Annotated in this window: 1 protein-coding gene; it reads right to left on the minus strand. The window is 56.9% G+C overall.

Annotated elements, in window-relative coordinates; translation table 11 throughout:
- Window positions 1–245: hypothetical protein (locus SB717_RS36200; protein ID WP_410907836.1), on the minus strand; the 245-nt coding region annotated here is incomplete at its 3' end.
- Window positions 246–269: the final 24 nt, after the last annotated feature.

Below are 269 nucleotides of genomic sequence, written 5' to 3' on the forward strand. Positions count from 1 at the left end.
GGCGGTGGCGCAGGAGTTGCCACTGGCGGTGCAATCGAAGCCGGCGGTGGCGTCCCAGCCGAAGCCACATCAGGCTTCTCGTGACGTTTATATTCACTGAATCCAGCCAACAGCAGCGCCGCCGTTACGGCCGCGATCAGAATACAGCCGAGCACCTTGAAAAACGTACTACTGGCGGGTGCTTTGAGCATGGCCAACAAAATAACCAGCAATACAAAGGCCACCAGCGTGAGTGGATTACTCACATAGGGCGCCCATGCGTTTACATC

It is taken from the genome of Priestia sp. SIMBA_032 (assembly GCF_046535215.1).
Classification (GTDB): domain Bacteria; phylum Bacillota; class Bacilli; order Bacillales; family Bacillaceae_H; genus Priestia; species Priestia aryabhattai.